This window comes from Flavobacterium silvaticum, assembly GCF_012911565.1.
GTDB lineage: Bacteria > Bacteroidota > Bacteroidia > Flavobacteriales > Flavobacteriaceae > Flavobacterium > Flavobacterium silvaticum.
The window spans coordinates 20,498-46,663 of the sequence record NZ_JAAMPU010000106.1; the positions used below are offsets into that span (position 1 = coordinate 20,498).

Consider the following 26,166-nt stretch of genomic DNA (forward strand, 5'->3'; position numbering starts at 1 on the left):
CATAAACCCGAATTGGCTGATAATTCCGTATATTGGAAAAGTCTTATAAAACAGGCGCGGTCTGAAAAATCCTGCCCACCGAAGCTACCAAACTTTGAGGCACAGATTAACAGCCGCGCCCTTTTTTTGGTACGGAATACAAGCAGTTTATGTATTCATTTTCGGAAAACTCTCATTTCGAGAACACTAAGTTAGAAATTATTCACAAACCTAAGTCATTGGATGCTAATTTATAATGATTATATTCGCGTTAGAAAATAACGTGCTGTAATCATTATTGTCATCACCGAAGCTACCACTTGAAATGACAAAGACAAATGATGTATACAACGCGCCCGTTTGGGCGTGGCTTGTATCCATTGTCTTTTGTAGGTGTTGGTAGCACCTAGGTGATGCGTGGAGAAAGCCGCGCCTATTTTTTATTAAAAAATCACCGAAAAGCTACCAAGCATGAAAAAATTACTACTCGCGGCAACATTGCTGCTACTTTTGGTATGGGCGACCTGCCATAACAGGCGAATTGATGAAGAAAACTCATTAAACAGCGAACCGCCTACCGAAACTATCGCGTATTCGGAAAACAAAATCGATCCTGAACATATCGTATTCAGGTTAACCCATATGATGGGCGAAAAAATGAAACAGCCTGCCTATTTTACGTTAGAAGGAACCAAATGGACTTTGGATCTAGGTGACGGTTCCGAAATAGATTATGAGGTAATTTCTTCCGACAAATATAATCCTATGTGCGGCATAAAGGCCATGGATAATTTTGGAGACTTGGCCACTATATGCGTTACAAAACAACCTGCGCATACCTTGATTCAGTTTTCTTATGCCGACAAAACCATGACATATTTCGGAGAACTAAATTGACTTGACTTAATAACCATAGACAAAACCAAACCCCGGAACTACGCCGGGGTTTTTCATACATTTACGTTGCTAAATCATTAAATGTAAGTGTTGTGAAGAAAAAAGATATTCGATTTTTAGTTTTAAAACACCTAAAAGAACAGAATGCAAGAATATTTGTCATAGACATTACAGATTTCCTGAAAAAACATTTCAAAGATGATTTTAATTCTCAAGTTTCTACAGTTAACATAGATTTTCATCAAAATAAGTTCGCCGATTTTCGCGTGGCCTGGTCTAATAGACAGCAAGGTGAAAAAGGACTAATAAGGTGTGTAGAAGCAAAGATACATCCTGCAGGAGAAGAATTCTTAAGAAAAGAACTTGAGTTAAAAGGAATAGCTGGTACAGAAACCCCGATTATTACATAGGCGGATTTACTCTTATTTTGGGAATTTATACAGCCCTGACAAATAGCATTACCTCGTCTGATATGAAAATCATGAATTCAAGAATCGATTCGCTGAAAGTTGAACTCAAGGACGCGAAAGACTCTTTAAAATATCGGTCGCCAAAAACTTTATCTCTAAAGAAGTTACCATATTATAAAAAGTCAGACACAATACTAAAAACCAAATAACCGAAATGGTTTTATCTTTTCTCATAATTCCCTATATTTACCCCATCCAAAAGGCTCCTAAACAACTCCGTTTACGGGTCTTTTACCCCCAAATACCGACATTTTCCCTGTGTTTGTGTTGAATAAATGTGGGAGTGAGGGTCAAGAGTGAAAAGAACTGTAAAGAGGTATCTATTTGCCTTCATTAATAAAAATGAGTCTTCCCCAAAAAAACATCTCGATAACCAGTACGCCAGATATTAAAATACAAATTGGGCACCATTTCTTTTCCACGTACTTTTGATAGTATATTGAAATAAGTATCAGGGGGAGAGATAGCATTAGAAAAAAAGAAATAACGATAAGAAAATCCGGGATATTCCCAGCAGCTTTGAAATAAGAATAACCTAATAATTGCGTGGCAAAATAAGTTATGGACAAATCACTAAAGTTTAAAATTTGAAATAATTTCCATTTTTTGGAATTTATAACATTTGTACAACTTGTCGCTTTTCCTATAGAGCACAATGATTGAACGAATGCACCCGCAGAGTCAAAAACTTTTTCCTGTGCCCCTATTGCCAGTATTCCCCCTATCAAAGAACAAACTACCAATATCAATTCAAAAAAGTTAGGCTGTAAGTAAAACAAAAGAGTTATGAAAAAAGAAACACACAATCCTTGTAAAAAAGAATTTCTGATGGATTTCGTTCGGACAGAATTATTTTTCAAATTCACAATAAATGCCAGATTATCCCACTTCTTTATGAAATCTTCTTTGCTTAGTCTTAAAGCTCCTTTCTGCGAGTGGCATATAAAAGATGTTCCCTTCTTTTCTATATAGCATAAACTAATCTCTGAATTTTCAAAATTCATCATTCCAATAAAAGATTGGGGTAACGAATCCAAATCAGATGTCCTTAACGCATAATTTGTCACGTCAAAATGGGCCAAAGTCTCTGAAATTGACAATAATGAAGGGTAATCCGGATGGCATTTAACCTGAAAAATAAACTCATCTTTATCAAGTAGAATATTACTGGATTTTAAATATCTGAATAGATAATCAAATTCTGGTTTCATAAATCAAAAAATAAGGCAATTTAATTTTTTTTCAGAATTAATCAAGTTACGTTTAAGAGTCCATGTTACCCATGAACCCCTTCCATCCTCTCCTTCAAAATTCTTAATTTCTCCTCCAAAACCCCAACCCAATACTCCAATTTCTCCTTCAAAATTTCCAGCTTCACCAATTCCATAAAACAGTTCCGGTCACTTCTCCTGTCGGCTATGGAAATTACAACCTCAGCCGCAGGGTCTACACAAATGCCCTTGCCTACTTGCCCGCGTAACGTTTGCCCGGTTATCGCCAGGTTTTTCAACCGCTTCAGCTTGCTCTCCATCTTGTCAATCTTCCTTTTGACCATGTAAAGTTGGTGATTACTTTCATCCAGTTCCTTTTTGATATAATCGCTGATTTTCGGTTCCATGGATTTCTTCATTGTATCTATATCATCGCTGTTTTCTTGTTCCAGTTGTTTGAGTTGCGCCAGATATAAACGCGTGACATTTGACGGCAAAAGCATCTTTCCGGTTTCAAACATGGCCCACTGGCTGCGGCTGACCCCGGTTATCGCTGCCATATCGCGTTGCGTAAGCCCAAACGCATCCCTGATTTCTGTGTTTGTTTTCATACTGATCTAGATTTAGTTGACAATTTTTATTTTGGATATTTTTTTGTCAATGTTTTTTGACAATTTTTTACTGACAAAAAAAAATGTCAATGAAAAATTGTCAACGTTTATTTTACAGATGATAAAATCTTTGTAAAGGTTGGAAATCCGGAAAATTTTCACATCCTTCTTATTTTGCCACGAACAAAATCCAACAGCCAACCCAAAAAAAACCTCCACCAACCTTCTATAAATCAGAAAAATACTTTTCTTTACAAAAGCCCCTTCCAGTAAAACCAGACACGTGAAACTATTTTCCCTTTTGCAAAAAGCATGGGATGGACAGAGGCGTTATCTTTGCATCGCTTCGTTACATTACCTATACGCCCAGACCTATATCACCAACGTCACGGTAGCCGACATAGCGTAGCAGCTTTGCTGCCAAACCTAGCGGTTATCATCACCTAAAAAACCATAGCTGAATAAGGCTACAAACCAATATAACTTCAACCTAAATGACATCGACACCAAAAAACAACCCGCTCCACAAAGTCCTCGGCCTCGGCTTCGGCATCGCTATCTTAATAGGCGGAACCATTGGCGTTGGAATCCTGCGGACGCCAGGCGAAATTGCAGCCTTGCTCGACAACTACTGGCTCATCATCGGTTGCTGGATTGCAGGTGGAATCTTCGTACTCATGGGTTGCGGCGCTTATGCGGAACTTGCAACGTCAATACCAAAGGCAGGCGGGTCTTACAACTATGTGAAGCGCGCGTTCGGTGATTATGCCGGCTTCATCTCGGGTTGGTTCGATTATATCACGAATGCCATTGCACCGGCGGTTTTCTGTATTGTGATCAGTGAATACATCATCATACTGTTTCCCGCTTTGCACGAACACATGACATTGATAGCCATCGCGTTCCTTATTGGGTTTTTATTGCTGCATACCACCGGAGTCAAAACCGGAAGCATCGTACAGCAAATCATCAGCACCATCAAAGTCTTATTTTTTGTGGGGCTTATCGTTGCGTGCTTTATGTATACGGGTGTGCGTATTCCGAATGTCGAAACCCATACGCCAGTCATGCATGCCGGTTTTGTCATAGCTTTTTTCAAATCGCTGCAAATGGTTCTTGGGGCTTACGATGGTTGGTATTCGGTCAGTTTTTTTGCCGAGGAAGATGAGAATCCGTCGCGGAATATCCCGCGTTCGTTGTTTACGGGCGCGCTGATTGTCATGGCTATTTATGTACTTCTGAATATGGCGTATTTTTATGTTTTGCCCGTTGCATCGGTCGCACATTCGCCCTTGGTCGCATCAGATGTGGCAAAAGTTGTTTTCGGGGAACGCGGATCGACAATCGTCACCGTAATCGCCATCTTTTCCATTATTGGGATCCTTAATGCATTTATGATGATCCCGCCTCGCATTTTGTATGGACTGAGTCGCGACGGGTATTTTATTCCGGCCGGCCAACGTGTCAATTCAGGCGGAACTCCAATTGTTTCCTTGTTGATTTCATCGGCATTTTCACTGACACTCATCTGTATCGGATCGTTCAACGAATTGAATCTGCTCGGCACCTTCTTTGGTGTCACGGTCTGGAGCCTGTCGTACATCTCGCTCATCAAGCTCCGCATTTCGGAACCTGACCTGCCGCGTCCTTTCAAAACGTGGGGTTATCCGGTAACGCCACTCATTTTAGTGTTGGTTTCACTCGCCATACTTTTTGGGTTTGGATATAGCGACCGCAAGAGTTTGGTTGTTATGGTTGTGGTGACGGTTTTGTCGTGGCCGGTTTTCAGGATATTGAAGAAATTGGGCAGGAAATAAAAGAAAGTACGCTGGTAGTTGTCGAGAAAGTTTCCTTTCAATTCAGACAGTTTAATATCTTTTGCCTGAAACTGGAATTTTATAAAATCTTGGAGATGATTAAACGACTCAACGTGCTTATTATACGTGACCAATTCCAATCCCTTACCTACCAAAGCTTTTATCCTAACCAGATATTCTCAATCCGTTTCAAGAACTTTTTTCTCTCTGGCTATGGTTTCTCCTTTGTAAGTTTTGTAAACATCATTCACATCAAATTCCGAATCATTCAGCTGTAAAAACAAAAAAGCCTGATTAATCTTATTCTTAATCAGGCTGAGTTACGTATTCAAATATGTATTTTCTTCAGATGGTGGTTTTGCAAGTTGCAGCTTACTAAACCAGAAATCGGGATTGATGAATTGTCCTGTCGAGAATTCTTTTCTTTCGTCTAAGTAGGTGATTCTATCTAGCCTATTGTCTTTTATAAAACTTATGACGGCATCTTGGTCTAATTCCGCAGGTACCCTCAATTTTTCTAATTGCGCCTTGTACTTTTGAATTCTGCTTTGGACCTTGATTTAAACAAAATATCATCTCTTCCTTCTAGTTCTAAAAATAATTTTAAGTTTTCTTTAGGACTACTTCTTTTGTATATATTTGGCCAAAATTTCTGTATAACCACTCAAGCATTTGGCTCAAATCCTTACGCCCTGTTTAATTAATAAATGTCTACAATGAATAATTTTTATTTGATTATTCTCTTTATCCTTTTTGGAGGATACACTTCCGCAACTGCTCAAAAATCCAATGACTATACGGATATTATCCCCATGACACCTGAAAGCTATTCGTTTAAAAAACGATTTAATAACGAAATCAGTAGCTTCTCAGGTCAGACTAACGTTGACATCCCCATCTATACTATCGAAATGGACGACATACAAATTCCTATCTCGATTTCCTACAATTCAGGAGGGATTCGGGTTGAGGAAGAGGCAACTATTGTAGGCCTGGGGTGGCATTTGAACATTGGAGGAGAAATTAGCCGGAAAAATAATGGTGCGCCTGACGAAAGATCATTCGTGACTACAGATTATAATAGCAATGCTGGCCTTGGAACACTAAAAAATCCGATTGTGTATATCAACTATGACGATTATATAACGAAATATTTTGATAGACAGCATCTGTGCAGGGATGCGATTTATCATAGCGATCCGTATTTGACATATCAGGGAACGGTAGATACACGACCTGACGAATTTTTTTTCAGTGCTTTAGGGGAATCATGCTCATTTATGTATAACCAACAATTCGGAAACTATTTGGGCTTCCCAATTACAGATACCAAACTCTCACATACACTTCAATATATGGCCGGTTATGGGAATGTATTTTATCAATTGAAAGCGAAGCTGTCTACTGGAACTGAAGTTACTTTTGGCGAAGATGCCCGAAGTTCGGTTAGGAGAAATGGAGGGAATTATTTTGACAACAATTGGAAAATAAAGAAAATAAAGTCCATTAAGAATAATTTGATCACATACGATTACACTTATTGTGAGTATGCTTCTGGTTACCGTACAACATATGCTGGTTATATTGGAGATGTCCCTTATGGTGCTCCTGCACCCGTGAACCCAGGAAGTGCAATCGGTTATATGAATCGGGAAGCACTGATTTCTCAAATTAATTTTCCTAACGGAAATATAAAGTTCGTATATGATACACGGGAAGATCTTATGACGGGAGCGAAACGTCTGAAAGAAATTAAAGTTTATCAGCGTATTGCCGGTGTCGATCAATTGGTGAAGACTTTCCGACTCAATCAGACCTATTTCGTATCTACCCAAACTGCCAGTAATTCCAACTATCCTGGATTGGATGAAACCAGAAAAAAAAGACTGAGATTAGATGGAATCGACGTCGTTGATTCTGATAATGTCGTTGGTGATAAACATTCATTTGAATATTTTGTCTTTGACAAAATACCTTCAAAAGACTCGGGCGCCAGAGATGCTTGGGGATATTTCAATGGGGATTTTTATCAATCACTTGAGCCTAAAATGTACAATTCTTCATGTACACAAAACTGCTATCCAAAGATTGACGAAACGTATACGAAAACTTTTTCGTTAAAAAAAATAACCTATCCTGAGGGCGGATATGCGACATATGATTATGAACTCCACAAAATTGATGGAGATGAAAATTCGTATGCTTTTACATTATTAAAGGATATTACAGATGAAATGTATGAATATGAGTGGAAAAGCTTAAGTATTTCAGGATACGCGCTAAATAACTATAATCCTACTCCTGTTGCCGATCAATATTATCCATATCGGATACATTATTTAACAGGCGAACAATTTGAAATTGATTCAACTGTCCTGCCTTCAAATCAGGACAACTTAACTATAAACAGTACATTATACACAATGATTCCCGGATACCAAACTTATGTTGGGAATAATTATGCTAAATGCACTCTTGAAAAGTGGAACGGAACGTCTTGGGCCACAACGGTATCTCAAACTATTTCTAAAGATTTTAATCCATCAGGTAACTTTTCTACATCATATGTTCCAAGTCCGGGCAGCTATCGTTTCAAAATTGAATTAAACCAGAGCTATTTAACATCAACCGGAACTGTAAATCCTTCATGGAACATAAATGTTCCTCATAGTACAGGGATTAGTCTAAAACTCAAACGGATGACCAATAAAATCATCCGTATTGGCGGTTTAAGAGTTAAAGAAATCAATTCTTATAGCCCGGAACACGCCTCCAAAACATCATATTCTTATAATTTCACTAATGGCAAGCCAAGCGGAAAAGTAACTTTTGTTCCATCTTTTTGGGAGTATGTAAATCAAAAATATGAGGAATCCCCTATGGATTCTAATCCAAATCTGGTAATTAAATATTTCCAACGGATAAGTTCTGAATCCACTTTGCCAATGAGTAAAACCAAAGGCACAAATGTGGGATATAAACGGGTAGTCAAAACCGATATAGATATCACAGATCCCACCAAGACTATCAGCACTGAATATCTATACTCGTTCGCCAATCAAATGTTCTCGTCTTATTATTACAATATGAACTTAATGGAATTTGAGCCTAATGTTTGGCAGAGTGGGAAATTAATGCAAAAATCAGACTATGCAAACGGCGTCGAGGTAAAGAGAGAAACCTATGATTACTATGGATTAGATTTGGAGCAGGACAAAGGTTACGTGGATGACTTTGCAACAGATTACCTTAATCTAACTGAATTTGAAAACCAGGTCATACCAATCCAAAAACATATACCAAGTGAACTTCCGAACGGAGGATTATTTAATCCTATAAATCTTTTTCAACCCGATGTGAATGGAATTATGACCGCTCAATCAACTTGGCCTCCGTCAGTCAGGGTCCCATACTTTAAAAGATATTCAGGCTTTGATAAAATAAAAAGTAAACTTACTACCAATTACTTCCCTACGGGAGCAGTAACACAATTAAATTATTATTTCTATGACGCAGTACCTGCATATACAGGAATAAGCAGGGAAGAATATACCTCAAGTAGTAATGATGCGGTGATGACGAAATATTATTATCCTCAAAACATGATGGGAGAACCTTTGATGACAGACTTGGTGAATGCAAATCGCGTTGGTGAACCAGTAAAAATAGAGAGTTATAAAAACTCCTTTAAAATATCCGAAGAGCGCACGGTTTTCGCCCAGGATGCGACCACTTCGAATTATCTGTTGCCCAAATATATTTATAAGGCAAAATTCCCAAATAATTTTCCAGTAATCAATACAGTTCCTCTGGGTAACCTTGGACAGCTTGAAAGAAAAATGACTTTCGACCAATATGACAATCAAGGCAATCTAATTCAATATACTTCTGAGTTTGGTATACCAACAGCCATATTATGGGGATATAACAAATCACTTCCTATGGCAAAGTTCGAAAATGCCACTTTCAGTTTAATCGAGTCTGTGGCATCAAGCAAACAGACAACTTCAAATGCATCATATAGCGAATCTAATGAACAATTATTGCGAGATGCTTTGAACGCTATGAGGAGCGCCTCAAACCTGCAAAACTCAATGATAACAGTATATACTTATAAACCGTTAGTCGGTATGTCGAGTGTAACAGATGAAAAGGGTAACATCACCTTTTATAAATATGATTCCCAAGGCAGGCTTAAACATATTCTGGATAATGGCGGAAAAATCCTAAAGGAATTCACTTACCATCTCAAACAGTAATTATAGATTAAAATGAAAATATCTCTCATACATAATATATCCTTTTTGCTTGCAATATTGCTATCCCCTGCTACCTTTTCTCAGGATGTAAGATGGGAAAAATCATATGGTGGTGATAATGCCGAATATTTATTCGATGCCATTCCCTCTGCTGATTATGGATTCATCTTGGCTGGCAGCTCTGCATCCGGAAAAACAGGTAATAAAACTCAAATAAACCAGGGAGATCTTGATTATTGGGTATGGAAGATGGATGAACACGGTGAGTTGGATTGGCAAAAATCATTTGGCGGTAGTGGCATGGATATGCTCAGAAGTATTCGAACTACTTTAGATGGAGGATTCATATTGGCTGGAAGCTCCGACTCTCCAAAAGGACAAGACAAAAAAGAAGACAGTCGTGGCGAAAAAGATTACTGGATTATAAAACTCGATGCCGGAGGTGGTGAACAATGGCAGAAAACGATAGGGGGAGTAAGCGGTGATGATCTGGTCGCCATCGAACCGACTAAAGATGGTGGATATCTGTTAGGAGGAAGTTCGGAATCCGACGTAAAATATTCAAAAGATAATGACATAATTGGCGAAAAGCATGAAAATAGCCGTGGCAGTTTAGATTATTGGATTATTAAACTCGATGCCAAAGGCACAATAATCTGGCAAAAAACTTACGGGGGGCAATTTGCGGACAATTTAAGGTGTCTTTCCATTACCTCGGATGGAGGTGCTATAATAGGAGGCTATTCCAACTCACCTATTTCTGGAGACAAAACCGCCCAAGGATTCGGTTTAGGTGATTATTGGATAATAAAAATAAATAAAGATGGGCTTATTGAATGGCAAAAGTGTTTTGGAGGGGAAGCAGACGACCAGTTATTTTCAATCATACAGACTGAAGATGGGGACTACATAGCCGGTGGAAATTCATTTTCATCAGCATCTGGAAATAAGACCAGCTCATGCCGAAACGGAAGTGATTTTTGGATTGTCAAAATGGATCCTGACGGTAATAGCCTTTGGCAACAAAGCTATGACTTTGGAAAAGCGGATATTCTTACCTCAATAATCGAAAACAAGGATGGAACATTGCTTATCGGAGGATACGCCCGTAGTGAGATGGAGGGCAAATCCGGAAAAGAAAAAGAGTCAATCAATGATTATATAGCTATAAAGACGGATTCGAATGGTGGTGTCCTTTGGGATAAAAGTATTGGAAGCGAAGGAGATGATGTTTTACGCAAACTTATAGAAACACGCGACGGAGGATACTTGCTGGCCGGGACATCCAATCCGGTTGCACATCGTCATTCAGATAGTAAGGAGAACAAGGGTAATAAGTCAAATCTGATTGTAGGGAGTGATGAAAATGTAGCTGGCGTTCAAAAACTTCAAGACCAAATAGGAAAGCAAAAAGAAGAAGGTTTGGATACTGTAAATGATTTCTATAACGAACAGGTCACAGAAGTAACCGAAACAATTCATGACAATATCCCTTTGGATAAAAATAGCCCGATGAAATTTTCCACAAATGCTCCGTCAGATTTAGTCCAAGACGGAAATAATTCTAAAGCTTTGGATATGGGCAATTTAATAGGTGGATCACATAAAAGTAAAATTCCGGCTTCCAGAAGTAAAAGCAATAACCTGGGCAATAATGATTTCTGGGTTATAAAACTTAAGGACAGAGACAAAGAAGAAAAGGTAAAAACCAATCTTGAGGCAATACCTAACCCGTCAAGGGATTACACAAATGTTATTGTAGGTTATGACTTCCAATATGGAACCGTAACCATTTTTGACTTATCTGGCAGACAACTCAATAGCTTTAAAATATCTTCTGACAGAACAATTCCTGTTAACCTGTCCCAATATCCTGAGGGCATCTATGTAATTAATGTCAAAACAAATAAGGGTGATGGAAGCGTAAAAGTTATGCGTTCAGGCAGTTAAGATTGAATTAAAATAAAAAAAGTCTATTGAAACTATACGTTTACATCATGAAAAAAATTTACCTGATAATATTCTCTTTTGTAAGCTGGGGAATGTTGGGGCAATGTATTAATGAGAATTATATCATAACCACAACCTGCACCGCGCCAACTACCGACGTGAGTCTTCTAACTGCAAGCCAAAAACAGGTTTCCATAGTATATTATGACGGTTTGGGGCGACCGAAACAAAAAATCGATCAACAGGCGTCCGGACACGACAAGAATCTATTCACCCATATCCCGTATGATGGATTTGGAAGACAAATTCAAAACTACCTGCCTGCTGAAATAAACGATCAAACGCTAAATTGCGTGCCCACCGCTAATATCCAAACATCTTTAGATCAATTTTTCAGCACTTTCAGAGGCGTAACAGCCAACCCATATACTGAAAAACTCCTTGAACCATCACCTTTAGGCAGAATCTTAAAAGAAGCTGCACCGGGCAATTCCTGGGCAATGGGAAGCGGACATGAAGTAAAATATGAGTACCAGACAAATATCTTGAATGAAGTACGCCAGTTTACAATTGCTGTAAACTGGAACGCTACATCAAAATATTATTCTGCACTACCCCCTTCATCAACTATATATTACAATCCGGGCAGATTATTCAAAACGATTGTAAAAGACGAAAATTGGGTTTCAGGAACCAACAATACTACCGAAGAATTCAAAGAAAAAGATGGCAAGATTGTTTTAAAAAGGACGTATAACGGAGTGGATCAACTTTCCACGTATTATGTATATGATCAATATGGTAATCTCAACTACGTCTTGCCTCCAAACGTAGATTTGAGTGCGCCCATCACTCAAACAGTTTTGGATAGATATTGTTATCAGTATAGGTACGACAGCCGTAACAGGATCGTAGAGAAAAAAGTTCCGGGAAAACAATGGGAATTTATAGTGTATGATAAGTTAGACAGAGTTGTTGCTACCGGACCCTCATTTTCACCTTTTACCAATGGAACTGGTCAAGGATGGCTATTTACAAAATATGATACTTTTAATCGTCCGTGCATAACTGGTTGGACAACTGGAACGTTAACATCCAGCGGACGGGTGGCACTCCAAAATGACCGGGATACGCAGAATTTACAGATGATGCCATTGAATGAGTCACGCACCTCGACTACGGCAGTAACCACCTTCAATGGAGTTTCCTTTAAATATAGCAACAGTGCCTGGCCGGTACTTTCGGCAAGCATTCCCATTTTAACGGTCAATTACTATGACAGTTATGATTTCCCTGGAGCTCCTGCAGATGCGAGTATCCCGTCTTTCGTTATGTCAGATCAAACTCAACCTGTAAAATATCGCAATACGGATAAGCCAAAAGGAATGCCTACAGGAAAATATGTCAGGGTTCCGGAACTTTCGACTTCCACTGGGAGAGGCGAAACAACCTATATGCTGTATGATGAAAAAGCATTTCCGGTCAGGACATATAAGACCAATTACCTGACCGGCTATTTTCAGGTAGATAGCAAAGTCGATTTTGTAGGTAAAACAATTAAGTCGGAAACTACGTACCGGCGAATAAGTTCGTCGGATATTTTTTCCATCGCAGAAGAATTCACATATACCAATCAAGGCAGACCTTTAATTCATACACATAAATTCAACACCGGAAGCCCACAGTTATTGTCAAAAAATACATACGACGCATTTGGCGACTTGGAAATCAAAAAAGTTGGTGGTACAGATGTCAGCGGTGCTACATGCCTACAAAAAATGGATTATACCTACAACATCCGTGGGTGGTTAAAGGGTATTAATGACGTGAATTCAATTACTCCGCCTCCAACATCAATTGTGCAGGCAGAAAATCCCTGGGATTTATTTAATTTCAAATTGAACTACGACACCTTGGAAGACCAAGCGACATACGTTGGCAAAGAACTTTACAACGGGAATATATCGGAATCTTATTGGCGAACAGGAAACGACAATCAAAGACGAAAATATGCTTATACTTACGATTATCTGAACCGCCTCAAATTGGCTAACTATATTAAAGGTGCTACTGGCAGCACAGACAATACCCAAATGTACAATGAAGCGATCTGGTATGATAAGGTCGGAAATATCTCTAACTTAACGCGAAATGGTGATTATGACGATGCTTCAGCGGTCAATCCACTACAAATCGATCAGTTAACCTATTCTTACACTGACACTGATAATCCAAACCGATTAACCAGAATTTTGGATGGGGCTACAACAGCAGGATTCAAAGACGTCAGTGGTGTTCAGCCTTTTGAATATGATTACGATCTGAATGGAAATATGACAAAAGATATTCACAAAGGAATTTACAGTAATCCAATCACTTACAATCACGTAAACCAGCCCAATGCTATTATTTTCAACAACGGTAATAAAATTGAATATTTATATAATGCTCTTGGGCAAAAAGTAAAGAAAACAGTTACCGAAAATTCCGTAGTCACAACTATCGACTATTTGGATGGCTTTCAGACAAACAATGGAGCACTTGAATTGCTTCCAACATCAGAAGGATATATATCTGTAAGTCAAGGTCTGGGGAATCCAAATACCTTTCCACCAACGCTACCTAGCATAAGATGGAGCTACGTTTATAACTATCTGGATCATTTAGGAAATATCAGAATAAGTTTTGGTCTTTCTTCTGGAAAAGTAAAAATACTTTCCGAGAACAATTATTATCCTTTTGGGATGAAACATAAGAATTACAATGTAACTCAGATGCAATACGAGGATAGCGGTGGGGAAATTGACTTAACTACTTGTACTGAATGTAAGTATAAATATAAGTATAACGGGAAAGAGTGGCAGGATGAGCTAGGTTTGAATATTTATGAATACGGCAGCAGAAATTATGACCCAGTGATTGGTAGATGGTTAAGCCCGGATATTTATGCGGAAAAAGCCGTTTCTTGGACGCCGTATCGATACGCTTTTAATAATCCGATGACATTTGTTGACCCAGATGGCAATTATGAAACTGATGGCCATTATTGGACAGTTTATCTTGCTGCGCTGATGACAGGGCATACAAATGCCAGAGAATTGGCTTATTACGCAGAAATACCAGATAACCGAATGTCAGATCGTGGTGATATTTTAAATTCCACTAATACATGGGCTTATCTCGATTGGCAAGTAGATGTTCATGCGCTAACAGGCGGTACTCGAGAAGACGAAGTAAGAAAGTCAGAAATAGGTTATTTCAGAACCAATAATGCACGTCAACAAGGGTATTCCTTACATAGATATGGTGATAGTCATGCTCATAGCGACGACGATGGCGATATGTATTGGACTGGTCCCGGACATTTATTTCGAGGCCATTCTCCCGATAAAATTGCTAATAGACCTGAACTTTACTTAGAATACGCAAATGGTCTAGTAAATATGTTAGGTGGTTTTCAAAAAGACATGTTTACTTTCGAGTATGTTGCAAAGTCGGGAGGAACAACTGAACAAAATTCAGCGGTTTTTGAAACTGAGGTAAGATTATTAGAAGGTCAAAAAACTTTTAGTGTTGGAGGAAATCAAGTAGATGCTATAAAAAATTATATGAATGCCCGAAATGGTCATACTAAAACCACCACTAATATGAAAGTTTTTAGTTCAACCGGCGACCGATATAAACCTAACGGGAAAGGTGGGTGGACAAAAACAACGGAAACACGTACATATGTAATCTTCCAATAAATGAAAAAATCACAAATAATCAGACGTTCAGCACTTGAGTTTTGTGTAGTGTTGCTAGTATTTAATCTTATAAACTTTACCCTTTTTATAATTTTTCAATCTGTAAATGACTGGGAACTATTTTCTTATAACTTATTTGGAAGCATTTTAGTATACTTTATTTTTTTTCTAACCTCAGTTTTAAGATCATTAATATTTTCTACTACTAATTTTTTACTTAAAATCATAGGAGATTTGCTATTTCTTGAGTTATCCTTTATGATTGCTGCTGGAGGATCATTACTTTATCACATTCTTTTTTATGCAATTTCAGATGAAAATTATATTTTATTTTTCTATCCAATTTGTTTGATAGGTATTCGTATTTTATGGAATATTCAAAGTCCAAAGAATAAAAATCCTAGTTTGGAAAATTGAAATCGAAGGACTTGAAGGAACCTATTAAAGTCCAAAGCGAACCTCAAAATGCTTTTATATTTGCAGCGAAGGTTGCACAATAAAGTGTAGAAGAGGCATCTCCGATAATTGAAGAAACTTTAAAGCAAGGATTTAGCAATATTGTTAGTAAAGGTACTGTTACAGCTGCTACTGCTGGTGCTTTATTATTCGGGGATAATTCTGCTCCAAATTTTGGCACTACAAGTGAAACCGTAACGAATTTCAAATACAAAATAAAAGGCGATGAAGTCGAGACATCTATCAGCGTTGGCCAAAAAATAACAAATAGAAAAGTTGAAGATGATCAAATAATTTATCGGGGAGGGGCCAACACACTTAACAATTTTACACCAAGGCCCGGAATAGATGATGGGATAGGACCAAAAATTGGATTATCGACAAATGTGAATCCTCTTAAGGCCACAAACGACAAAGGTGGTAAAGTTCAGCCTTTGAGTAGTAGCCTTCTTAAAACTATGGGGTTTCAACTAACGGATGTTAGGGGCCATGTTGGGGTTCGACCATCGAGTCAGCTTTTACTCCAGGCTTGGGCAAAAAATAAAAATAATCCTGGTTCTAATCCTGCGGCGGTGTTATCGATAATGGTTCAACTTGCAAGAATAAGTGAAATGAAAATTAAAATATAATGAATAACGAAGATTTAATCCCTAGGGATAAAGAAGATTTAGATTTTATCGAAAGGCTAAAAAATAAATCAATTATAGAAATTAAGGAGATTATACCTAGATTGTTAGTTTGGCTACAGGATGGAAACTGGCCTCAGGCTACACCAATTATGAAATATTTTCAGCCACATGTAAATGAGATAGATAGCGAGCTAGTAGAAATATTAAAAGGCAACGATCCTTCTTGGAAATATCATATTATAAATGGACTACTAAAAAATTCTCCTGCTAAACTCAATGAGAATTTAATAGCAGTTTTACGTGAGTTAGCCCAAAACCCGAGTATTGCAGATCAAGAAGAGGAGATTAATTTATTGTCGGAAGAAGTACTCAATGACTTGGAATAACAACGTCTCTGTGTAAAAAGAGCTTTTATAATTTGGAAACTAGGAAATCACAAACAACTGCCATCGAAAAATCATAGGTATGGACATCTGAGAATGAAATTCGTGCAGAACAGGGAGAAAAGCCACGATTTGTTTTAATACCATTATTTAAACTATGAAAATCTTCACCACAACAATTACAATAATCTTTCTCTTTTCATTTGAAATCGGAATATCACAACATGAGAGGGATTTTATGCCTTTTCCTGTGGATAATTTTTTTTTGGATCAGTTAGATTCCAAATTAACACTATCAAAGGTTGACTACTTACAGGCAGCCCAACAGAAACTTATTAAAAATGGAGTATCTGAGGAAAATTTAAAATCGAAAGAAATATTTATAAAAAACGCCGACAATTTATTATCTGTAAATAATCTTTTTTTTCAATCATGGACTGAAAGCAGACATAACAAACTCAAAATCACAAATCTTTTTTTCATCACCGTAACCATTAGCGGAGATGAATTGACAAAATACAATATCGTTCTATCAAAAGATGTAAACAACCAAATCGAAATTTACAGTTCAGATAAAAAGTCTGTTATGGTATCAGAAAATACAATAGATTTTATTACAGACTACATGTTAAACCTATGTGATCCATCGAATTACAAAACACCACCGCTTAATGCATATATGACAATAGACAATATCCGTTTTTATCAAAATGAATTTGTATTACGCTCAGTAGTTGTTGAAAGCGTACTTAATAAAGATTTGATGATATTGAAAAATTTATCGTGTTTTAAATAGTAATTAGTCACGAACTAAACCTTTTCTCTCAATTGCCCAACCTGCTCACTAACCTTCTTCTGCACCACCTTCCCATAATGCATCTGCGTAGTCGTAATCTTAGAATGACCCAATAATTCCGAAACAATTTCCATAGGCACATCATTAAACAACAGCACAGTCGATGCAAAAGTTTTTCTGGCTACATGATGCGACAGTTTTTTGTCGATGCCCAGAATATCAGCAATCTCTTTCAAGGTACGCATTGAATTTTAACTTGAGATATCGTGAAGACCAGTTAAAAAGCCACATACAAAAGCCGTTTCCAAATTTCGTGTTTACATAATTTTGTAAACGGCACATCTGTAAACAGAGAATGGCTTTTAACCATATAAGCGAAGTACTTGTATTTATAACTATAGTAGCAAGTCTTATATATAAAAGGAAGTGCTTACATATGTAAATTTCAGATGCCCGGTAATGTTCAGATTAGGTCATGGAAAAAATGAAAGTGCCTTGCTGCCCGACAGTCTTTATCAAAAAAAAAAAACGATAGTGCGGACTTGCAGTACGTACCCAAAACACCCGATAACTATAAAATATATTTTGTTTGGCACGGACTGCAAGTCCGCGCTATCGGATTAGAAAAAAGATGCACACCTTTTCAAAACAGGATGCACACCGGATTGTTTGCCCTTTTGAGGCAATTATGTAGAAAATATGAGGGATAAGGAATTTTAAGAATCGCTACAAATGCAAAAAAGCCATCCACAAAAGTGGAAAGCTTTTCATTGGTCTAACTACTAAACCTGGGGCTTTCGCCCCGAAACAACACAACTGCGATTAAGGTTCGCGAACCTACTTTGGCCAAAAAAGCACTCCGGTGAAGAAGTGCTTTTGCTTGCTTTCGCGGTCTGGACGGGACTCGAACCCGCGACCTCCGCCGTGACAGGGCGGCATTCTAACCAACTGAACTACCAAACCTTTCGCTGAATGCGGTTGCAAATATAGAACGGAAAATCATATCTGCAAATAAAACTTTAAAAAATATTCAGAATAAAAAACAGCCTTATCCAAAGCTTTGTTTTTCAACCAAATATGTGGTCATGATTTTTTCAAAATCCGCGCCTACATTGACCGGAACGTACTTGATCCGGTTCTGGGCGCACGTTTGGGCAATCTGTTTGAACTGCTCCGCGACCTTTTGCTCGTAGGCCTGTTTGACGTTATCGGCGAAAATATTAATCTCCTGACCGCTCTCAAGGTCAACGAATTTGCGAGGTGCGTTGTCAAAATCAAAGTTGAGTTCGGTCGCAGCATCAACCACATGGAACAAAACCACACGATGCTTATTGTGCTTCAAATGCTGCAACGCCGCAAACAAACGGCTCTGGTCGCGATCCTGGAACATATCCGTAAACAGCAAAATCATGCTGCGCCGGTGCATCTTTTCGGCAATCTGGTGCAAGTAGGCGACCGTATCTGTTTCTTTTGGAACAATCGGATTTTCAAGCAACCCTTCAAGCTTGTCGAGCAACATTCTATGGTGTCGGTCGCTGCCTTTCTCGGGCGCATAATATTCATAAGAATCGGAATAGACACTAAGCCCTACCGCATCGCGCTGCTTCTTCAATAAATTCATCAGAACCGCCGATGCCAGTACCGAAAACCCAATCTTGCTTTCGTAAAAAGGCTGGTCGTCCTTCAATTTGGGGTAATGCATCGAAGACGAATTATCGATGATCAGATGACACCGCAAATTCGTTTCTTCCTCGAACCGCTTCGTGTACAATCTGTCGGTCTTGGCGAACAGTTTCCAGTCGATATGCTTGGTGCTTTCACCCGAATTGTAATTCTTGTGCTCGGCGAATTCGGCAGAAAAACCATGGAACGGACTTTTGTGCATGCCCGAAATAAAACCTTCGACAATCTGGCCCGCAAGCAATTCCAGATGCTTGAACGAGGAAACTTTCTGTAACTGGGAATCGATCTTCATAGTTGTAAAGATAGTTTTCAATTAATAATTAATGATGAATAATTAATAATTGTTGGGCGTTTCCGCAGCCGGAACGTTTGAGGTAAATGAACCTGTATGCTGGCTGCGGTCAGGCTGACCCGCTGCAATCTTTTGCATACCCGACTATTTTCGGAAACCTTTAAGAACGCAAAAGGATTTCCGCTCGCATCCTTAACGCGGGCATGGAACCGGAAACGTTCAACTCTTCATGAGCCAGCCCCCGATGCAAGTGATTACCCCACAGCTTTGGCGGCTATTTTGAACCGTGGCGGCAGAGCGACCAACGGAAGCTCCTGCCGCCGCGTGTGAAAAAAGCCGGCACAGCGAGGCGTAAAAGCGGGCAGCGGGAAATGTGCTGCCAAAAAACAAAAAAAGTAAAAGCCCGGAATACCACGACCGGGCTTTTGAGGAAAAAAACTAAAGGAAAATGCCTTTCTGTAGCCTTGCGAAGGTGCAACGCTTTTCCCGGCTTTGGAAATGGGAATCCATGAACGGCTTTTCCGATAGATGAACGACCGGTTACCACCGCCGGCCGTTCGGTACCAAGCAATTTTCTTTAGTGATTCCCGACCGCATCAAGGGTTGTCTGAGGGGTCGGATCCTGATTTGTATTGGCTGTGCGTCCAAAATTCAGGTTGTCGCCATTTGCCGAAATATCCAAAGCGGAATTGACCTTATCGTTTTCATTGAACATGACCTTGTCTAAATTTTCTGCGAATCGACCTGAAAGAAGCGACTCAGGCACATTACCCTGATCGCTGTCAACCCGGTCTCCCACCGCGATCCAGGATATTAACGCCGAACCCGTTCCTGAATTCTGTTCCCGGATCGTGAACCCGGCAGCGTCTATGGATTCGATGTAAACACCGTTGCAAGGCCCCATTGGCGTTGCCGTAACCACAGGCGCATCTTTGAGCAAGCGCGCGTAAGCCGGATCAAAATTTACATGGGCCGTTCCGTTGTTGAGTTGTATTTTTCCTTTTTTGTATACGACTATTTCAGAAGATGTGACGCTGAAAGCAGGCGTAATCCCTTGTGCCGTTTTTACAAGTTCTACCTGATGCCCGTTGGTGTATTCGTTTCCGTTGTTGAAGTGTGCCATCAACGATCCTGATGACATACTGCCTATCGTGGTGCCCCGGCTCCATGATCCGATCAGGCCGCCGTAAAAGCCACCGCCGATTCCCTGGTCTGTCGGCGCACTGGAATATCGGCCTGTACCGCTAGCCAGAGCAGTGGAAGCATAGATGCCGTAGTTTGTCCCGGCGCTGTTCTTATACCCCAAAGAAGCCCAATAGCTACCTAAAGCATCTGCCCCGAGTATGCCTCCGGTGCGGATAGAACCCGTATAGGTCTGGTTGAATCCTGTCAGGGCGAACGAATACGAATCGCCCCAGTAATTTATTCCGTTTAAGGCACTGTTGTAACCCGTTGCGCTATAATTCACGCCATTATTCTGCGTGTTTCGGCTCCGCTCCGCCTGAACGGTATATTGTGCGTCACCCGATGCCGTAACCTGCGTATGGGAAAACAAGGATTTTCCAAGAAAATATCCGGAAAAACTCCCTTCCTTTCTTACATCTGAATATACGCCTGTATGGGTTCCGCCTATAGATGTCGGCATATCGATATATACCCCGTATTTGAGCCCGCCGCCTGTCGAGCCTGACTGGTAACTGATCAATTCCCCATAAATACCATCATCTGTAGGCGTTTTGATAACGGTATGGATCCCAATATTGGTGGAATTGTTTGAACCACCCATATCATTGAGCATTCCAACATGTACTCCCGGATTGTTTCCGGAAAATTCATTCTGTGTGCCAACCATGTAGCCGGAAACGGTGTTGGTCATACTGTTGCGGGTTCCGGTTATGGTACCATCGCCAAGACCGGACATTATATTGGTTGTTCCGTACCTGAAGCCCGAACCTGCCGCCGAAACGTAATTCTCTGTCCCATAAGCAGCATTTGTCGTTGTGCCGCTTACAAAATTCGTTGTTCCCGTTCCTGACACCGCATTGGCTACCGTGACGCCATTGTTTGTTCCGACCAATGCCCCGCTTGCAAGGGCTGCAGGCGTGATGATTTCGGTTTTTAAAGCATTGGTTGCAAGCACTGTACTTGTCGGGTTACTATGCCTGAACAACGCTGCCGATAAATTTGCCCCGTTGGTTTCAAGCACATCAAGTTTATAAGCCGTTGTGTTTTTTCCGATGGCGACGTTACCCAAGTGATACATGGCATCTGTGTTCAGGTCCGGCGGAATGGAAGACCCGACTTCAAAAAAAGAGGCGTTTGCAGTTGTCGCGGCCCATGTTGCATTTCCCAAAGCATCTGAAGTCAGTACCCGATTTGCCGCCGCACCATTGGTCATTTGGAAATTCGTGGTTTTGGTCTTCCCGAAAACTTCGAGTTTTTCAGACGGTGTCCCAATGGTTCCGATACCCACATTGCCGGTACTATAACTGGGATTGAATATAAAATTCTTTGCAGAGAAAGAAAGTACGTCGTCTCCATGTGCTTCGCCAATCATAGTAAAATCACCATCCCCGAATTTGATGAGCTTATCATCTGAAGCAGCTATCCATGCGAATTTGCCTAATTTCAGGTTGTCATTTATGTGGAGCCGTTCCTCGGGTTCCGTTTCTCCTATCCCGATTTTTCCGGCAGCCAGTCCTACGTCTGTCCCATAAATCAGGTTCCCGATCGACAGTTGATTGTCCAGAACGGCAGAAGGCACATCGGCACCGTATCCAAGTACAAGATTGTTATTTGTATGGATATTGTTCCCGGCCTGGCTTCCAATAGCTACATTGTTATCGCCGCTAGCACTGTTGGCCATCGAGGTCCCTATGGCAATATTATAGGAACCGGTCTGATTGATAGCCAAGGCATTTGCGCCTATGCCAATATTTTCCGAACCGCTTGTATTGGCAAAAAGTGCATCGGAACCAATACCCAGATTTCTATTCCCGATATCGTTGGCCGTCAGGGCGTTTGAACCCAACGCAAAATTATCGTCACCGCTGTCGTTGGTCCTCAGGGCCATTTTTCCGAGCGCCACGTTATCGGAGCCGGTAGTATTCATCCGCATGGCATCGGAACCGCTCGCAAAGTTTCCGCCGCCTGATAAATTCTGGTACAAAGCACCATCTCCGAAAGCTATGTTTTCCTGTCCCGTAGTATTTGAACTCAGTGTATTCGACCCGAAGGCGAGATTGTAGGTTCCGGTATTCGCCGGATTCAATGCGTTTACGCCAAAACCGACGTTGTTTACTCCCATGATTCCGGCACGCACGCCGTTTCGTTTGAAAATAAAATCCTGGTCGTCTGCTGTCCCGATGAAATTCGTCGCCGGATTCGTCCCTGAATTCCCGATTATATCCCAGCCTTTGCCTCCGCCAATCCCTTTCCAGCTTGTAGTGGCATTGTCCCAGTAATAAAAACCCGGAGCATTGGTACCCGATGTTGTCGTGAGGAAAACCAGCATGCCGTTTTGTGCGACGGTCGGAAGAATTGATGGAAACGTATCGATCTTTGGAATCAGAATTCCGTCTGTGTTCAACGGAGCCGCCTGATTCGACGACTTCACATCGAGTTGGGCGTTTGGCGTGGTGGTATTTACGCCGACCTGGGCCGAAACGGAAATCCCGGTCAGGAAAAGCAAGAGGAGAAATTTTTTCATGGCGTTGTGGTTTTGGTTGCCTGATGGTGGAGTACAAACTTCCATCGATGCGGTCAACTAAAAAACAGCCAATAGACGAGGGTCGATTTAAATAGACGAATGTAGGGTCTGGAACATTTTCGGGTATATTTGGGTTGTGCGACGGTTATAAAAATCGATATTGACTCTAATTATAAACTATGCTTGTAAAATTCACCGAGTCAATAATTGATGATTTCAAAATTCCGTCATTTGAGATTAACGAAGGAGAAATACTAATACTAAAAATTCCGGGAGGAACTAAATTTCAGGGTCTGGTCAAAAAAATTTGCGAACATATTAAAGATAAAAACCCAACATTTACATATGTCGAGCATCACAATTCCAGAACATTCCTTGAGAGGATATTTCCTTTAACAGTAAGGCGATATCTGAAAAACTCTGATTTAAACTCTGAATCCATCCAAAAAATAGGTGAAGCCCATTTTCTAAATCCAGACATGAAGTTTCAGAATCTGGGAGGAACATCGAGAAGAAAAATAAGCTTATTTAAAACATTGTCTTATACAAAAAATATAATGATTGATTTGGTAGGCGTTGATCCAAAAGGAGGAATAGAAATTTATGGTATTTTAAAAGAAAATATGCGGAACAAAGGCAGTGTAATCCTTTTCGATCATTTCAACGAATTTCAGGATGATTGCTCAAAATTTATCGAAGTAGAATATACAGGAATGCCAAACGGCGAAACGTTGCTGAAGCATGAAGGAGATTAAACTATTTATTGGTCTGATCCTTTTTCTGATTGCTTTGTTTTTCCTAATCAATCAGAAAAACGATCAGGAACGTGAAAAGGAAGAAAACATCAACAAGCATCGCTTTATCACTGTTGGAAAATTAAAGAAAAAGGGGCGACACCATACCGATTACGTTTATTATTATGATGGAAAAAAATATATCGGAACAGTTAAAAGTCCTATGGTTGGAAAAAGCCAGCAGCACAAATACTTTTATGTTTCACTCTCGACAGTAAATCCCGAATTGTCAAGAATAGATTTATCTGGACAAATAATCGATACAGCCCAAATACATTCAAGCGGATTCAGAGAAAAGACCATGACAGAAATCCTAAATGATACGATGTCGGCAATCAATGATTAATGCCAGCCGCAATCCAATGACAAACCAAGTAAAATCTGATGTATCAAAACATTAAAAGAGCATTTCCGATTATATTCATCGGAATTGTGATTTACACCATCTGGCGGGTCTGGATAACAGGGAAATCTGGCGGGCCTTGTAATGCTGGCTTGGCAATAATAATACTGGAGCCGGTTATTGTCATACTATCACTATTGCAATTCTGGATTATAAACCAGGTAATGTTCAGTAAAAAATCAAACTTTCTGTATCCTCTTTTAAGTAGTATTTGCACAATATTTTTTGCATATGTAGCCGTAATTTATCTAAAAGAACATTTTAATTTATGGATATCCGCTTTGTTCCCATTTTTACTATTAAATATTGCAATTACTATTTTTATTTTTAACAAACAACGAGGCCGGTAAACATTTGCGACAAACGAAAAATGACCTTTAAAACCACAATCAGCACCATCCTGACACTAGCTGTAATTCTTTTTTCAGCAAGAAGCATTTCCCAAAACGAAGGCATAAGCAACTACAAAAAGTATTTCGCCTTCACCCAGACAGGCACTCAAAAATTCCTCATCATCAGGCAGTATCAAAAAGCTGGAAAGCAATTTTACATCGGTGTCGATTTTAGTGATTTGAGCACCCGCATATTTGCTTCGGATGACATTAAAACAGTTCCGGCTAATTGGGAAAAGATACAAACCGATTATAAAGACACTCCTTATATACAGGCCATCAACTTCACCAGGCAACAATCTTTGAACCTACAGGATTCTGGTATCAGCAATGGTTATCCGGAAGAAAAAGGCATCACGCTTACCATTGATCTGTGCCCGTCGGGCAAACCTCTGGACAGGATTATTTTTACATCGCTGATCAATGAGTTCGGCAAAATCGAAAAACCGGTTCCGTTGGCGTTGTCCATCACCGGAAAGTTCATGCTGTCGCATCCGGACGATATGCAATGGCTCAAAAATCGCGAAGCGTCGAACGACATCCGCATTACCTGGATCAATCATACGTACAATCATTTTTACAACCCGAAACTGCCGCTGGCAGAAAACTTTTTATTGAAGCCCGGAACTGATATCAATTTTGAAATCCTCGAAACGGAAAAAGCCCTGCTGGAAAGAGGATTGCTTTTTTCGGTGTTTTTCAGGTTTCCCGGATTGGTTTCCGATCAGTCACTGATAGAAAAAGTAACCGGTTACGGATTGATCCCGATAGGAAGCGACGCCTGGCTTGCCAAAGGACAGACGGCACACGACGGAAACATCGTCCTGATACACGGAAACGGAAACGAACCGTTAGGCGTCAAAGATTTCCTCAAATTGTTGCAGGACGAGAAATCGGCGGTCACGAATAAAGAATGGCTTTTATATGATTTACGTGAAAGTGTGGAAGATGAATTTGAAAAATGATATATGCCTTCTAAAATAAATCCCGCCAAATACCAAATCGGGCTTATCGTCACATTGACACTACTGATTGCCTTTCCATTGCTTTCAATGGGATCGGGTTCTGCCAAACCCAACATGGAACGGCTTGTGATTTCACGCCTTATCCAATGGATCTTTCTGTTGTGCTTATGGCTGTATACAATCTTTGTCGAACGACAGGATTTCCTGCCCTGGAAAAAAGAAAAATTGAGTTTCGTAAAAATTTTGGCCCATGCCGGTTTGTTGTATCTGGCAGTCATTTTTTTATCGCTTCCCATTCGGATACTGCTGGATTTTCTGAAACCTGAAAAAATGAGTCCGTTGCTCACCGGATTGAAACCGATCTTGCTCAAGAATTGGCTGCTCATACCTTTCATATCCGTTACGGCAGGCGTGATCGAAGAATTCCTGTTCCGGGGATATTTACAGCCCCGGTTGCAAGCCTTGATAAAAAATCCGGTTATCACCATTATCCTGACTTCGGTCGTATTCGCTGTGGTGCATATCGGATACGGAACTTTCCAGAATGTTGTCGGGCCATTTTTGATAGGGCTTTTGTTTTCTTCCTACTATTGGAAATACAGGAACATCATGCCTTTGATCCTGTGTCATTGCCTCATCGATATCATCAGCCTGACGGTGATCGTTTTAAAAAAATGATGGAATGCTGCGGAACTTTTCCATAACTTCATTTTTGTAATTACCA

The 26,166-nt window shown here is 39.9% G+C and carries 18 protein-coding genes, 1 tRNA gene and 1 pseudogene; 14 read left to right on the forward strand and 6 right to left on the reverse strand.

Going from position 1 to position 26,166, the window contains the following annotated elements; all coding sequences use genetic code 11:
• Positions 1 to 450: 450 nt before the first annotated feature.
• Positions 451 to 876, forward strand: a complete 426-nt coding sequence (locus tag G6047_RS10645; RefSeq protein WP_169527602.1) for a hypothetical protein — start codon at positions 451 to 453, stop codon at positions 874 to 876.
• 92 nt (positions 877 to 968) lie between these two features.
• Positions 969 to 1,286, forward strand: coding sequence for a hypothetical protein (locus G6047_RS10650; RefSeq protein ID WP_169527603.1), 318 nt, complete (start codon positions 969 to 971; stop codon positions 1,284 to 1,286).
• Positions 1,287 to 1,666: 380 nt separating this feature from the next.
• Here G6047_RS10650 and G6047_RS10655 read toward each other — a convergent pair whose 3' ends face one another.
• Together G6047_RS10655 and G6047_RS10660 are read right to left on the reverse strand one after the other, a co-directional pair.
• Positions 1,667 to 2,557 (reverse strand): vitamin K epoxide reductase family protein, encoded by an 891-nt coding sequence (locus tag G6047_RS10655; protein WP_169527604.1) that lies wholly within the window; start codon positions 2,555 to 2,557, stop codon positions 1,667 to 1,669.
• A gap of 65 nt (positions 2,558 to 2,622) precedes the next feature.
• The gene (locus G6047_RS10660) at positions 2,623 to 3,168 is read right to left on the reverse strand and encodes a helix-turn-helix domain-containing protein (RefSeq protein WP_169527605.1); all 546 of its coding nucleotides are present in this window, start codon (positions 3,166 to 3,168) and stop codon (positions 2,623 to 2,625) included.
• Positions 3,169 to 3,451: 283 nt separating this feature from the next.
• Between G6047_RS10660 and G6047_RS16845 the strand changes: the two genes are divergently transcribed.
• The 8 genes from G6047_RS16845 to G6047_RS10695 all read left to right on the forward strand — a co-directional run bounded on the left by G6047_RS16845 (position 3,452) and on the right by G6047_RS10695 (position 17,204).
• On the forward strand, positions 3,452 to 3,577 hold the full coding sequence (locus G6047_RS16845; protein WP_262887853.1) for a hypothetical protein: 126 nt from the start codon (positions 3,452 to 3,454) through the stop codon (positions 3,575 to 3,577).
• An 85-nt stretch (positions 3,578 to 3,662) separates the two neighbouring features.
• Positions 3,663 to 4,985, forward strand: a complete 1,323-nt coding sequence (locus G6047_RS10665; RefSeq protein ID WP_169527606.1) for an APC family permease — start codon at positions 3,663 to 3,665, stop codon at positions 4,983 to 4,985.
• Between the two features lie 716 nt (positions 4,986 to 5,701).
• The gene (locus tag G6047_RS10670) at positions 5,702 to 9,244 is read left to right on the forward strand and encodes a hypothetical protein (RefSeq protein WP_169527607.1); all 3,543 of its coding nucleotides are present in this window, start codon (positions 5,702 to 5,704) and stop codon (positions 9,242 to 9,244) included.
• Positions 9,245 to 9,256: 12 nt separating this feature from the next.
• Positions 9,257 to 11,194 (forward strand): T9SS type A sorting domain-containing protein, encoded by a 1,938-nt coding sequence (locus G6047_RS10675; protein ID WP_169527608.1) that lies wholly within the window; start codon positions 9,257 to 9,259, stop codon positions 11,192 to 11,194.
• Positions 11,195 to 11,241: 47 nt separating this feature from the next.
• Positions 11,242 to 14,940: a DUF6443 domain-containing protein gene (locus tag G6047_RS10680; RefSeq protein ID WP_169527609.1), complete on the forward strand. Its 3,699-nt coding sequence runs from the start codon at positions 11,242 to 11,244 to the stop codon at positions 14,938 to 14,940.
• On the forward strand, positions 14,941 to 15,357 hold the full coding sequence (locus G6047_RS10685) for a hypothetical protein (protein WP_169527610.1): 417 nt from the start codon (positions 14,941 to 14,943) through the stop codon (positions 15,355 to 15,357). It abuts the gene before it with no gap.
• A 667-nt stretch (positions 15,358 to 16,024) separates the two neighbouring features.
• Positions 16,025 to 16,411, forward strand: a complete 387-nt coding sequence (locus tag G6047_RS10690; RefSeq protein ID WP_169527611.1) for a DUF5071 domain-containing protein — start codon at positions 16,025 to 16,027, stop codon at positions 16,409 to 16,411.
• Positions 16,412 to 16,565: 154 nt separating this feature from the next.
• On the forward strand, positions 16,566 to 17,204 hold the full coding sequence (locus G6047_RS10695; protein WP_169527612.1) for a hypothetical protein: 639 nt from the start codon (positions 16,566 to 16,568) through the stop codon (positions 17,202 to 17,204).
• 14 nt (positions 17,205 to 17,218) lie between these two features.
• On the opposite strand, the pseudogene G6047_RS10700 reads toward G6047_RS10695, so the two are convergent.
• The 4 genes and pseudogenes from G6047_RS10700 to G6047_RS10715 form a co-directional block, all read right to left on the reverse strand.
• A pseudogene (locus G6047_RS10700) lies at positions 17,219 to 17,456 on the reverse strand (tyrosine-type recombinase/integrase); the annotation flags it as partial.
• A gap of 637 nt (positions 17,457 to 18,093) precedes the next feature.
• Positions 18,094 to 18,167 (reverse strand) — tRNA-Asp (locus G6047_RS10705).
• Positions 18,168 to 18,252: 85 nt separating this feature from the next.
• Entirely contained in the window at positions 18,253 to 19,179 is a 927-nt protein-coding gene (locus G6047_RS10710) for a DUF58 domain-containing protein (protein WP_169527614.1), read from the reverse strand.
• 577 nt (positions 19,180 to 19,756) lie between these two features.
• A complete protein-coding gene (locus G6047_RS10715) occupies positions 19,757 to 22,888 on the reverse strand; it encodes a hypothetical protein (RefSeq protein WP_169527615.1) in 3,132 nt (1,043 codons plus the stop codon).
• 179 nt (positions 22,889 to 23,067) lie between these two features.
• On the opposite strand from G6047_RS10715, the gene G6047_RS10720 reads away from it, so the two are divergent.
• The 4 genes from G6047_RS10720 to G6047_RS10735 all read left to right on the forward strand — a co-directional run bounded on the left by G6047_RS10720 (position 23,068) and on the right by G6047_RS10735 (position 26,120).
• Positions 23,068 to 23,643: a hypothetical protein gene (locus tag G6047_RS10720; RefSeq protein WP_169527616.1), complete on the forward strand. Its 576-nt coding sequence runs from the start codon at positions 23,068 to 23,070 to the stop codon at positions 23,641 to 23,643.
• A complete protein-coding gene (locus G6047_RS10725; protein ID WP_169527617.1) occupies positions 23,630 to 24,028 on the forward strand; it encodes a hypothetical protein in 399 nt (132 codons plus the stop codon). Before G6047_RS10720 ends, G6047_RS10725 begins: the two co-directional genes overlap by 14 nt.
• A gap of 427 nt (positions 24,029 to 24,455) precedes the next feature.
• Positions 24,456 to 25,442 (forward strand): polysaccharide deacetylase family protein, encoded by a 987-nt coding sequence (locus G6047_RS10730; RefSeq protein WP_169527618.1) that lies wholly within the window; start codon positions 24,456 to 24,458, stop codon positions 25,440 to 25,442.
• A gap of 3 nt (positions 25,443 to 25,445) precedes the next feature.
• Positions 25,446 to 26,120 carry a CPBP family intramembrane glutamic endopeptidase gene (locus G6047_RS10735; RefSeq protein WP_169527619.1) on the forward strand — a complete coding sequence of 225 codons (675 nt, stop codon included), beginning with the start codon at positions 25,446 to 25,448 and terminating at the stop codon, positions 26,118 to 26,120.
• Positions 26,121 to 26,166 lie beyond the last annotated feature (46 nt).

What these genes read in the sequence shown, in the direction of transcription:
- G6047_RS10645 (WP_169527602.1), top strand. Translation starts at nt 451, where the DNA reads ATGAAAAAATTACTACTCGCGGCAACATTGCTGCTACTTTTGGTATGG.
- G6047_RS10655 (WP_169527604.1), bottom strand. Translation starts at nt 2,557, where the DNA reads ATGAAACCAGAATTTGATTATCTATTCAGATATTTAAAATCCAGTAAT.
- G6047_RS10660 (WP_169527605.1), bottom strand. Translation starts at nt 3,168, where the DNA reads ATGAAAACAAACACAGAAATCAGGGATGCGTTTGGGCTTACGCAACGC.
- G6047_RS10665 (WP_169527606.1), top strand. Translation starts at nt 3,663, where the DNA reads ATGACATCGACACCAAAAAACAACCCGCTCCACAAAGTCCTCGGCCTC.
- G6047_RS10670 (WP_169527607.1), top strand. Translation starts at nt 5,702, where the DNA reads ATGAATAATTTTTATTTGATTATTCTCTTTATCCTTTTTGGAGGATAC.
- G6047_RS10675 (WP_169527608.1), top strand. Translation starts at nt 9,257, where the DNA reads ATGAAAATATCTCTCATACATAATATATCCTTTTTGCTTGCAATATTG.
- G6047_RS10680 (WP_169527609.1), top strand. Translation starts at nt 11,242, where the DNA reads ATGAAAAAAATTTACCTGATAATATTCTCTTTTGTAAGCTGGGGAATG.
- G6047_RS10685 (WP_169527610.1), top strand. Translation starts at nt 14,941, where the DNA reads ATGAAAAAATCACAAATAATCAGACGTTCAGCACTTGAGTTTTGTGTA.
- G6047_RS10690 (WP_169527611.1), top strand. Translation starts at nt 16,025, where the DNA reads ATGAATAACGAAGATTTAATCCCTAGGGATAAAGAAGATTTAGATTTT.
- G6047_RS10695 (WP_169527612.1), top strand. Translation starts at nt 16,566, where the DNA reads ATGAAAATCTTCACCACAACAATTACAATAATCTTTCTCTTTTCATTT.
- G6047_RS10710 (WP_169527614.1), bottom strand. Translation starts at nt 19,179, where the DNA reads ATGAAGATCGATTCCCAGTTACAGAAAGTTTCCTCGTTCAAGCATCTG.
- G6047_RS10715 (WP_169527615.1), bottom strand. Translation starts at nt 22,888, where the DNA reads ATGAAAAAATTTCTCCTCTTGCTTTTCCTGACCGGGATTTCCGTTTCG.
- G6047_RS10720 (WP_169527616.1), top strand. Translation starts at nt 23,068, where the DNA reads ATGCTTGTAAAATTCACCGAGTCAATAATTGATGATTTCAAAATTCCG.
- G6047_RS10725 (WP_169527617.1), top strand. Translation starts at nt 23,630, where the DNA reads ATGAAGGAGATTAAACTATTTATTGGTCTGATCCTTTTTCTGATTGCT.
- G6047_RS10730 (WP_169527618.1), top strand. Translation starts at nt 24,456, where the DNA reads ATGACCTTTAAAACCACAATCAGCACCATCCTGACACTAGCTGTAATT.
- G6047_RS10735 (WP_169527619.1), top strand. Translation starts at nt 25,446, where the DNA reads ATGCCTTCTAAAATAAATCCCGCCAAATACCAAATCGGGCTTATCGTC.